Source organism: Vibrio sp. MED222 (assembly GCF_000153005.1).
In the GTDB taxonomy this organism is placed as follows: Bacteria; Pseudomonadota; Gammaproteobacteria; order Enterobacterales; family Vibrionaceae; genus Vibrio; species Vibrio tasmaniensis_A.
Genome location: NZ_CH902608.1, coordinates 165,248 through 175,738 on the forward strand (window position 1 = coordinate 165,248; position 10,491 = coordinate 175,738).

9 protein-coding genes and 1 pseudogene are annotated in these 10,491 nt (G+C 44.0%); 4 read left to right on the forward strand and 6 right to left on the reverse strand.

The genetic code is table 11. From position 1 onward, the window contains the following. Both tig and MED222_RS22770 read right to left on the reverse strand, forming a co-directional pair. Window positions 1-1,187: trigger factor (gene tig, locus MED222_RS09825; protein ID WP_009847285.1), on the reverse strand; the 1,187-nt coding region annotated here is incomplete at its 3' end. A gap of 294 nt (window positions 1,188-1,481) precedes the next feature. Further along, window positions 1,482-1,664 (reverse strand): annotated as a pseudogene (locus MED222_RS22770) (hypothetical protein); the annotation flags it as partial. A 163-nt stretch (window positions 1,665-1,827) separates the two neighbouring features. Between MED222_RS22770 and MED222_RS09820 the strand changes: the two are divergent. The 3 genes from MED222_RS09820 (at window position 1,828) to MED222_RS22515 (ending at window position 5,297) form a co-directional block, all read left to right on the forward strand. Beyond that, window positions 1,828-3,636, forward strand: coding sequence for a sensor histidine kinase (locus MED222_RS09820; protein WP_009847286.1), 1,809 nt, complete (start codon window positions 1,828-1,830; stop codon window positions 3,634-3,636). 60 nt (window positions 3,637-3,696) lie between these two features. Further along, entirely contained in the window at window positions 3,697-5,046 is a 1,350-nt protein-coding gene (locus tag MED222_RS09815; protein WP_009847287.1) for a sigma-54-dependent transcriptional regulator, read from the forward strand. A 77-nt stretch (window positions 5,047-5,123) separates the two neighbouring features. Then, a complete protein-coding gene (locus MED222_RS22515; protein ID WP_009847288.1) occupies window positions 5,124-5,297 on the forward strand; it encodes a hypothetical protein in 174 nt (57 codons plus the stop codon). 32 nt (window positions 5,298-5,329) lie between these two features. Here MED222_RS22515 and MED222_RS09810 read toward each other — a convergent pair whose 3' ends face one another. From MED222_RS09810 to MED222_RS09800, 3 genes are all read right to left on the reverse strand, one after another. Further along, window positions 5,330-6,691, reverse strand: coding sequence for a TRAP transporter large permease (locus tag MED222_RS09810; protein ID WP_009847289.1), 1,362 nt, complete (start codon window positions 6,689-6,691; stop codon window positions 5,330-5,332). Window positions 6,692-6,693: 2 nt separating this feature from the next. Continuing rightward, window positions 6,694-7,449, reverse strand: coding sequence for a TRAP transporter small permease (locus MED222_RS09805; protein WP_009847290.1), 756 nt, complete (start codon window positions 7,447-7,449; stop codon window positions 6,694-6,696). A 65-nt stretch (window positions 7,450-7,514) separates the two neighbouring features. Beyond that, window positions 7,515-8,510 carry a TRAP transporter substrate-binding protein gene (locus MED222_RS09800; RefSeq protein WP_009847291.1) on the reverse strand — a complete coding sequence of 332 codons (996 nt, stop codon included), beginning with the start codon at window positions 8,508-8,510 and terminating at the stop codon, window positions 7,515-7,517. A gap of 346 nt (window positions 8,511-8,856) precedes the next feature. Here MED222_RS09800 and MED222_RS09795 point away from each other — a divergent pair, with 346 nt between their 5' ends. Next, window positions 8,857-9,264, forward strand: a complete 408-nt coding sequence (locus MED222_RS09795; RefSeq protein WP_009847292.1) for a thioesterase family protein — start codon at window positions 8,857-8,859, stop codon at window positions 9,262-9,264. Between the two features lie 30 nt (window positions 9,265-9,294). Here the strand turns inward: MED222_RS09795 and MED222_RS09790 are convergent, their stop codons facing one another. Then, entirely contained in the window at window positions 9,295-10,128 is an 834-nt protein-coding gene (locus tag MED222_RS09790; RefSeq protein WP_009847293.1) for a 4'-phosphopantetheinyl transferase family protein, read from the reverse strand. Window positions 10,129-10,491 lie beyond the last annotated feature (363 nt).

Consider the following 10,491-nt stretch of genomic DNA (forward strand, 5'->3'; position numbering starts at 1 on the left):
TTGTTCATCATTTGCTCGTTTTGCTCGTAGTAAGCAATAACTTCTGTTGGATCTTCGTATGCTGTAGCCATCTCTTCGATGATAGCTTTAACTTTCTCGTCATCAGCTTTTAGCTCTTCAGTCTTGATTACTTCACCAAGAAGAAGACCTACAACTACGCGACGTTTAGCTTGCTCTTCGAACAGCTCACGTGGAAGTTGGTCAGCAGCTTCAGTGTTACCACCGAAACGTTGAGCAGCTTGTTGACGTAGAACACCGATCTCTTGATCGATTAGAGCAGAAGGTACGTCGATGTTGTTTTCGTTAACTAGACCGTCGATTGCTTGCTCTTTGATGCGGTTCTTAACTGCTTGCTTAAGCTCACGCTCCATGTTCTTACGAACTTCAGCTTTAAGGCCTTCAACGCCTTCAGCTGCGCCGAACTTAGAAACGAATTCTTCGTTTAGTTCTGGAAGCTCACGAGCTTCAACTTTGTTCAGCTTGATAGAGAACTTAGCAGCTTTACCTTTTAGGTTTTCAGCGTGGTAATCTTCTGGGAAGTTTACTTCGATTTCGAATTCCATACCTGCTGTTTTACCAACGATACCGTCTTCAAAACCAGGGATCATGCGACCAGCGCCCATCTCTAGTGGGAAGTTCTCAGCTTTGCCGCCTTCAAACTCTTCACCGTCGATAGAACCAACGAAGTCGATAGTTGCACGAGAACCAGCGTCAGCAGCAGCTTCAACTTCAGTCCAAGTCGCTTGTTGCTTACGTAGAGTTTCGATCATCTCTTCAACGTCAGCTTCTTTAACTTCTACTGCTGGTTTCTCAACAGTGATGTTTTCTAGACCTTTCAGCTCAACTTCTGGGTAAACTTCAAAAGTTGCGTTGAATACTAGGTCAGCGCCTTCGTTGTTTTCAACTGGTGCGAAAGTAGGTGCGCCAGCTGGGTTGATTTTCTCTTTAACGATCGCTTCGATGAAGTGACGTTGCATTACTTCGCCCATCACGTCTTGACGTACTGCTTTGCCGTACATTTTAGCAACCATCTTCATTGGCACTTTGCCTTTACGGAAGCCATCGAAACGACGGTTTTTCGCGATGTTGCGTAGTTCAGCTGTAACTGCATCTTCGATGTTAGCAGCAGGAACAGTAATATTAAGACGGCGCTCTAGGCCTTCTAGCGTTTCAACAGTAACTTGCATTATATAAACCTCAAAACTGGCTCAGTAATCTGAGCATATGAGCCGTAACTTAGCTTTAATTCAAAAGCCGACGTTGTTGGCTGCATCCTTGTGTAGTGCTCTATCCGAACACCTAATTTAAAATCGAGCATTGATGTCTGAATTGATTATTCAACCAAACACCAGACTAATCAGCGATATCTTCGTTCTTCACGCGTCGATTAAAACGCAATAAAGCTTGTTTTCGAAAACAAGAAAGGTATCTCCGATTAGCCTCAGGACAGAAATTTTAGACGCGACATTCTAGCGATCTGTTTAATCTCTGTCGAGCCGTTCACCTCTGCATGATGATGAATGCTCTAAATTCGTCCAACTAAATGATACAAAAACGATCAAATCATCACTTAGCACAACAGAAATGGGGACAATAGCGACTTTTTCAAGGGAATCGAGGGCTTTTTTTGCTAAAAACCTTAAAAAGAGATCTTGCTCTTGTTTTACCCCTCAGAGTCGATAACTTTTTCAACAATCCCCGTTACAAACCCTTAACCTACATCCATCTGGCGACTGTCTACTTTCAGCAAACACTACCGCTATTTGCTACCATAAACGAGAGAAGACAGGCTTGATTATTTACCAAAGAAATGAGCGGAGAGCCTTCATGTTTCAAGCTTTGAGAATCCCAATCCTATTAATGGCCACATACAGTTTACTAATGGTGTTCGGCGGTCATTGGGTGTGGAACACAAGCCATGAAAGTTTGTTAAATGATCATCAATCTAAGCTAGACCGATTTTCGGTTCATATTTCAAGCCAACTCGACAAGTTCGCGCACATTCCCGAGCTGCTTTCAAAAGACAAAGAGTTGGTCGATGCTCTTCACTCTCCAAGTAACTCTGCGCAAATCGAACTCACCAATCGCTACCTAGAACACGTAAACTCGGTGATTCAAGCATCGGACACCTATCTGTTAGATAGCATTGGCACCACCATAGCAGCCAGTAACTGGAATCTACCGCGTTCTTTTATTCGGCGAAATTTCGCTTTCCGTCCCTACTTTCAAGAAGCGATTCTTGGCAATGAAAATCAATATTTTGCGCTAGGTTCAACCTCTGGGAAACGAGGCTATTATTATTCTTACCCCGTCGCCTATGCCGCCGAGATTATTGGCGTCATTGTCGTAAAGATGGATTTATCGCTGATTGAAGCAAGTTGGAAAGGCAAACAGAGTTTTTTTGTTGCTGACGATAAAGACCAGATCGTATTTATGTCGAGTAATCCTGAGTGGCTGTTCAAAAGCCTTCAACCATTAAGCGAAGAACAACACACTCGAATTCAAGAAAGCAGGCAGTATCTCGATACAAAAATAGAAAGCCTGCACTTCTCCGGTGACTTAGAGAGTGCTACTAGCAATATTGAGTCTCCCCACAAGCTCGTCCAAGAGCAGTTCTTTAACTCCTCACGCTTCCTAGCCGAGCCAAAACTCACCATACGAGTATTTTCTCCGACCCACTTAGTTTGGTGGGACTTGGTTGCTTACCTTGTGGTTTTGAGCCTTATTTTTGCGATTATTTATCTAACGATGCAACTCAATCACCATCGACAACAAAGACGAGCTCAGATAGACAGACTGCAATCCGAAGCCAAGCAAAAGCTAGAATTTCAAGTGCTTGAACGAACATCAGAGTTGCATGTCGAGATTAAGCACCGAATCGAAACTGAACATGTACTGAGGCAGACACAAGACGAACTCATCCAAGCCGCCAAACTGGCAGTGTTGGGGCAAATGTCAGCAAGCATCAGCCATGAACTGAATAACCCGCTTGCTGCGATTCGCAGTTATGCCGACAACGGCCGACTGTTTCTTGCCAAAGAAAAAACCGAGCGTGTCGATGACAACCTATCGCGAATCTCGGCGCTCACTGACCGTATGGCTAAGATAAGCCACCAGCTTCGTTCCTTTGCAAAGAAATCCACTGCGGAAGAGCTGCACACGTTACAGATACTGCCAGTATTGCACTCGTCAAAAGAACTGATGAAACCACAACTCAAGAGTGAACGAGTAAAGGTCAACGAACTTCCTGAAACCTTTGATGCTTGCGTGCTCGCCAACGCCATTCAATTGGAACAAGTGATCATTAATTTGCTGACTAACGCGATTCAGGCGATGGAACAACAAGACGACAAACAATTAGCTATTCTGTTAGAGATTAGGAAGCCCGACCATCAACAAGCCAAGACCTTGCTGATTCATGTCGATGACAATGGCCCAGGCTTCACCTCCCCTTCTAACGGAAATTTTTTTGAACCCTTCCATACCACCAAGAAAAATGGACTTGGACTTGGGCTATCGATTTCTCAACAAATAATCAGCGGAATAAATGGCAAGCTAGTTACCAATCACAGCCCACAAGGTGGTGCTCGATTTAGTATCGAGTTACCCATAGTTCCAACAAAAGAATCAGATTAGTCGCTAAACAAACCAGTACACCTTCACCAACAATAAAAATAAAAGATTAAAGGAATAACTATGTGTCACGTCTATTTCATTGATGATGAATCCGATCTAAGAATGGCTATTGAACAGAGCTTTGAGCTCGCCGATATTGATGCCGAATTCTTTCCCGATGCGGAGTCTGCTCTGCTCGCAATTCAAGAGAACGGCTTACCTCACGTAATCATCACTGATATCTGTCTACCGGGCCTTTCCGGGCATGACCTACTCAACACCGTGATGCACAAAGACAAAGAAATCCCCGTGATTATGATTACTGGTCACGGCGATATTTCGATGGCGGTACAAGCGATCCAAGATGGCGCCTATGACTTCATCGAAAAGCCGTTCGCCAATGAACGTTTAATCGAAACCACCAAACGAGCAATAGAAAAACGTCAACTCACACTCGAGAATCTTGAATTGAAGCGCTCTTTAAAGGCCAGTAAAGCGCTTGGGCCGAGAATCATTGGTGACACGCAATCAATGACCGACCTGCGTTCTATCATCACTCATGTGGCAGATACTAACGCTGACATTTTACTCTTTGGTGAAACTGGCACAGGCAAAGAGTTGGTCGCACGCTCTCTACATGAACAAAGCAGCCGGCGAGAACAAAACTTCGTCGCCGTCAATTGCGGTGCGGTACCTGAAAACCTGATAGAGAGTGAACTGTATGGTCATGAGAAAGGTGCGTTCACTGGCGCAGAAAGCAAGCGAGTGGGTAAATTTGAATTTGCTCAAGGCGGAACTCTATTCTTAGATGAAATTGAGTCCATGCCGATGCAGGCACAAATTCGCCTGTTGCGCGTCTTACAAGAGCGCGTTATTGAAAGGGTTGGCTCAAACGGTTTAGTGCCTCTCGATATTCGAGTAATCGCTGCAACCAAAGTCGACCTAAAGAAGGCGGCTGAAGAAGGCGTTTTCCGCCAAGACCTCTATTATCGACTCAACGTTGTGACCCTAGATTTACCGCCGTTAAGAAGCCGTCAAGAAGACATCCCTGCACTCTTCCACCACTTCTTACTGGTCGCTGCTGCACGTTATGGCAAGACAGCACCAGCACTTCCCCAAAAGGAGCTGCACGCGCTTTTAGCCCATGATTGGCCGGGAAATGTACGAGAATTGCGTAATACAGCTGAGCGGTTTGTACTTTTAGGTAAGCTTTCTCACTTATCAGACAACACCAATCAAGTCACTCAAGAACTGTCTTTGGCAGAACTGGTGTCTGAATTTGAGAAAAACACGTTAAAACAAGCGCTTATTGAGTGTAATGGCAGCATTAAACAGACTATGGATAGACTGCAACTTCCACGTAAAACCCTCTACGATAAAATGCAAAAACACCAACTAGTTAAAGAGTCATACCGACAGAGCGAAAACTAAATTAAATTTGGGAGCAAGATCACCTATACTTATTTCACAACAGGATGTTATGCAACCAAGGTGGTAAGGAGATCATTATGGGTGAGAAAACAAAAGTTCCCTCGATCACCGATACGTTTGAAATTGACGGTATTTTTTATACTGACAATCATGTCAACTTAGACACTCCAGAATTAGAGGCAAAAAGAGCGCTGTATGATCCGATTGAATCTAGCTCTCGATATGGAAAAATCATTGATGAGGAGGTTTAACCCTCCCCATCACTTCGCTATGATTTCACTATCTATTTCGTGATGATCTCCGGCCCCATCAAGGTAGTCGGTAACCATGTTGATACCCAAGGTACGTAGGTTACGATAATCAGAAATAAGAACATCACGCCAACCCATGGCAGTGCGGCTTTTACTACGTTCATCATCGACATCTTGGCAACCCCTGCGGTCACAAACAAGTTGAGCCCCACAGGCGGTGTTATCATCCCTATCTCCATGTTCACAACCATCATGATACCTAGGTGAATAGGGTCGATACCCAGTGCAATTGCAATTGGGAATACCAACGGCGCAACGATGATCAGCAAGCCTGATGGCTCCATGAACTGCCCACCAATCAAGAGTAGAACGTTCACCACAATCAAGAAGGTGATCGGCCCTAAACCTGCAGACAACATCGATTCCGTGATCATCTGAGGAATACGTTCTTCTGTCAGTACATGCTTAAGAATCAGAGCATTGGCAATGATAAACAGCAACATGATGGTCAGCTTGCCCGCATCATAGAGCGTGTCTTTGGTGTCTTTATGGAAAAACGTTTGGAACACTTTCACCAAAGCAGGCTTTGTATTTTTCTTCTCCGCAAACGGCCCCATATCTTTGTAGATAAAGTTGGCAATGAAGAACGCGTAAACCGCTGCAACAGCCGCCGCTTCTGTCGGAGTAAAGATACCGCCGTAGATACCACCTAAAATGATAACAATCAGCAACAAGCCCCAGCTCGCATCCTTCGCGGCTGCGAACATCTCACCCCAGCCTACAAATGGTTGTGCAGGAATTTTCTTAATACGTGCTGCAATGTAGATAGCTATCATCAACATCACGCCCGCCAACAGGCCAGGAATCACACCGCCTAAGAACATACGACCGACAGATACATCCGTCGCCGCAGCGTAAACCACCATAACGATGGATGGTGGAATCAAGATACCCAACGTACCCGCGTTACAGATAACCCCTGCCGCGAACTCTTTTGTGTAGCCGTTTTTGATCATACCAGCGATAACAATACTACCGATTGCCACTACCGTTGCTGGAGACGACCCAGATAACGCTGCGAACATCATACACGCCACAACCGATGCCATTGCTAAACCGCCGCGGAACCAACCCACCATTGCAATAGCAAAACGGATAATACGTTTCGCCACACCACCAGTAGACATAAAGCTAGAGGCCAAGATAAAGAAAGGGATCGCTAAGAGTGTGTAGTGGCCTGCAAATGCATTAAACAGCGTTTGTGCAACCGAAGCTAGTGACGCATCAGAGTGCATCAACAAGAATATGACGCTCGATAAACCAAGGGAAATCGCAATTGGTACACCGACCAACATGAAAGCAATTACCATTAAAAATAGAAATAACATTGCCATGATTAGTCTTCCTTACCGTTAGATTTTGTACCCGACTCGTTCGCCTTGTTTTGCTTAGTCGAATCCAATACCGCTGTCGCGTCTTCATCAGAACCCGCTAACACATCAGCTTTCAATGCATCCAGCTCTTCTTCGGCTTCATGCCCCGCTATCATGCGATCAAGCTTGCCTGTGACTACTTGGTAAGCAACTTGGGCAAAACGGAACGTCAGCATTGCCATACCAATAGGCAGTGCCATGTAAGGAATAAAACGTGGCAGTTTCTCGTATCGCTCGCCTTCATTCATCCAGTCGGCAAGGAACTGAAGCATCTCTGGCATTGGAATATCATCGGTCTCGTACCAAGCGCGCTCAGTCGCGAACGGGTACCAGTAATTCCAAGAACCTATAAGAAGTAAGATTGAGAATGCTAGGCAGCTTGTGACGGCGATTAACGCATACACTTTGCGTAGCTTTTCTGGGGCAAGGTTGATGATCACATCAACACCAATGTGGAAGTGTTTTTTAACGCCATAAGATGCGCCCACTAACACCATCCAAGCGAACATGAACACCGTCAGTTCTAGTGCCCATAAGATATTGCCATTGAATGCGTATCGAAATACCACATTGGCAAAAGTAAGTAGCGTCATTGCGCCAAGGAAAAATGCGATTAATGACTCTTCAATCACATCCGTAACTCTTCCGACTTTGGAAAAAAAAGAGGTTTCCAGTGCTGATTCGCTAGAATTTGGCTGTTCCATTTGAGGATTATCCATAATTGACTCCGCTTATAGTTATTTTAATGAGGAGTGGCGAAATTCACGCCACTCCCTTAGCGGTGTTATTGGTTTGAAGCTAACGCTGCATCGATAAGATCTGAACCGATGTCTTTTTCAAACTTCTTCCATACTGGTTGAAGCGCAGTTACCCATGCTTCACGCTGTTCAGGCGTAAGCGTACGAACTTCACCACCCGCTTCGATGATGTTGTTTTTGTTCGCTAGGTTAACTTTTGAAGATTCTGCGTTACGAGTCTCAGACACTTCTTGAACGATTGTGCCAAGTTGCGTACGTACATCTTCAGGTAGGTCTTTCCAGAAGTCGTTCGACGTTACTACGAGGTAATCAAGAATACCGTGGTTAGTTTCTGTCACGCCGTCTTGTACTTCAAAGAACTTCTTACCGTAGATGTTTGACCATGTGTTCTCTTGGCCATCGATAACCTTAGTCTGTAGGCCACCGTATACTTCTTTGAAAGACATCTTCTGTGGGTTAGCACCTAGCTGTTCAAACTGAGCAACCAATACGTCTGATGCTTGAACACGGAATTTCAAGCCTTCCGCGTCTTCAGGATTGATAAGAGGTTTGTTTGCTGACATCTGTTTCATGCCATTGTGCCAAAACGCTAGGCCTTGAAGGCCACGACGCTTCATCGCGTTCTTCAGCTTTTCGCCAGACTCTGAGTTTTGGAAACGGTCAACAGCTTCTACGTCTTCAAATAGGAAAGGAAGGTCAAAAATGCGGTATTTCTTAGTGAACTTCTCAAATTTAGACAGCGAAGGAGCCGCCATTTGAACATCACCATTTAACAGGGCTTCCAGTACTTTATTATCATCGTAGAGTGTTGAGTTAGGGAAAACTTGCATACAAGCTTTGCCATTCATTTCCGTGTTTACTCGCTCTTCCAGTAAAGAAGCGGCAATGCCTTTCGGGTGCTTATCGGTATTGGTTACATGACTGAATTTAATCACGATTTCACCTGGGTCACAGTTTGCAGCAGCATTAAAACTTGTGAGCACCAGAGCAGATACAGACAGCAGGGTAAGAGGCTTAAACATTATTATTCTCCTTAGTAAACAAAGCAGCCCTTCAATGGGAACTGCGTGCTTTCACTAAGGCAATTAGCGCGCCACATTGACACAAATCATTAACAACCCTTTAACCGTAAGGCTTCATGATATCTGCCTGCAGCAGTCACTAACTCGCTGCAAAAATCAATGGGTGGAAAGTGACACATAGAATATTTGTAAATGGGTGGAAGCTGACCAAAGCATCGGTGATAAATGAGGTCTGACCAAAAGCTCGATTGCCGATGATACCTTGAAGTAATTTCGACCTATCCTGTAGAGTGCTGCACAACTTAGTCAGATTTACTACAACGCTACTTAATAAGAGTTGATATCAATGAGCCAGATCTACCATCACCCAGTACAAATTTACTATGAAGATACCGATCACTCAGGTGTGGTTTATCACCCTAACTTTCTAAAGTACTTTGAGCGTGCACGCGAACATGTCTTGGGTAGCGATAAACTGGCAACATTGTGGAATGAACATGGATTAGGTTTTGCGGTATATAAAGCCAACATGACTTTTCAAGATGGGGTTGAGTTCGCTGAGATCTGCGACATCCGCACCTCTTTTGAACTCGATGGCAAATACAAAACGCTATGGCGACAAGAAGTGTGGCGTAAAGATGCAACCAAACCCGCAGTGATTGGTGATATCGAAATGGTCTGTTTAGATAAAGACAAACAACTTCAGCCAGTGCCTGCTGAAGTCTTAAAAGCGATGCTTGGCGAAACGAGTTAACCTCATCTTACCTCACCTCACCAAACTCGCTTAAAGGAGATGAGACGACGAAAAGGTTCTCATCTCTATCTGCATGGGTAGCAAATTCCCACCAAGAGTCACGGCGAAACGATACTGGTCATCTAATCGACCCAAGCAACATTGCCAATCTGTAGAAATATCGTCTTGTTGATAAGAATCCAAATCCAACCCAATCCCGCTATCTAGCCTGATTTCGCGATACAATCTAATTTCATCCTGCAAGTTTGGTTGAAAATCCGAAGCGTGAATTGGCAATGTTTGCTCCGTCAGATTGGAGAAATCGAACGAAAAGCTTCGCAACGATGTGGCTAGCCCCTTCCCCGTCGCTTTGATGTACGACTCTTTCAACGCCCACAGATCGAAAAAACGCTCTCTGTGTTCTTCTTTGCTGAGCTCAAGTAAATCCGCCAATTCTTTATCTGAAAAGTAGTGCTTCATGATCGAGTCGATATTGGTCGAACTTCTTGCGTGTTCAATATCAACACCCAATTGAACTTGCTTCCCTTTTCTCTGGCAAACTGCAATCAACAAATGTTCTTTGCTATGACTGATATTGAAATTCAGGCCGGTTTCTATTTGTTGTTTCTCTATTAATCTCGGCTTCCCTTTCTCACCATATTCAAAGCGCCACGCTTCAGGCATCAAATCAGAATAGCTAGACAGCACCTTTCTCAGATAATTTCGTACATACAAAGCTTGAATCTGAGATGAGGGCATTCGATAACGCTCAACTTTGGCAATCTCATCGGCTGTCAGTCTCTTTTTGAGCTGCGATACATTGTTTGGCTGGTCATTTAAATTACTCAGAGAACATAGCCACAAATCAACAACGGGAGTTTTCATTTAACTCGAACTCACTTCTATAAATCACTCTTCAAAACACGATTGGAACAACCCAATCGAACAAATTTAACTCACCTATAAATTAAGTGGAACCTAGAGAATACGGGAGGGAAACACCCTTCATATAGGGACTTAAAACTAACTTTTAAAATAATAACAAATTAAAACACAGATCACACTCCACCTTACAGAACAGGCATCTATTAAATGTTACTTACAAAAATCTGACATAGATCCCACCAAGTCAAGAAATAGAGTATAAACACTAAAAAACCACCCATATCCATTAATTATCAATAAGTTAATTCCATTAAAAATACAAAAAACAAAAGTTCAGCAAAATCATCTGGTCTGAACAGATCA

Excerpts from the sequence above, each read along its gene's own strand:
- MED222_RS09820 (WP_009847286.1), top strand. The coding sequence starts at position 1,828 with ATGTTTCAAGCTTTGAGAATCCCAATCCTATTAATGGCCACATACAGT.
- MED222_RS09815 (WP_009847287.1), top strand. The coding sequence starts at position 3,697 with ATGTGTCACGTCTATTTCATTGATGATGAATCCGATCTAAGAATGGCT.
- MED222_RS22515 (WP_009847288.1), top strand. The coding sequence starts at position 5,124 with ATGGGTGAGAAAACAAAAGTTCCCTCGATCACCGATACGTTTGAAATT.
- MED222_RS09810 (WP_009847289.1), bottom strand. The coding sequence starts at position 6,691 with ATGGCAATGTTATTTCTATTTTTAATGGTAATTGCTTTCATGTTGGTC.
- MED222_RS09805 (WP_009847290.1), bottom strand. The coding sequence starts at position 7,449 with ATGGATAATCCTCAAATGGAACAGCCAAATTCTAGCGAATCAGCACTG.
- MED222_RS09800 (WP_009847291.1), bottom strand. The coding sequence starts at position 8,510 with ATGTTTAAGCCTCTTACCCTGCTGTCTGTATCTGCTCTGGTGCTCACA.
- MED222_RS09795 (WP_009847292.1), top strand. The coding sequence starts at position 8,857 with ATGAGCCAGATCTACCATCACCCAGTACAAATTTACTATGAAGATACC.
- MED222_RS09790 (WP_009847293.1), bottom strand. The coding sequence starts at position 10,128 with ATGAAAACTCCCGTTGTTGATTTGTGGCTATGTTCTCTGAGTAATTTA.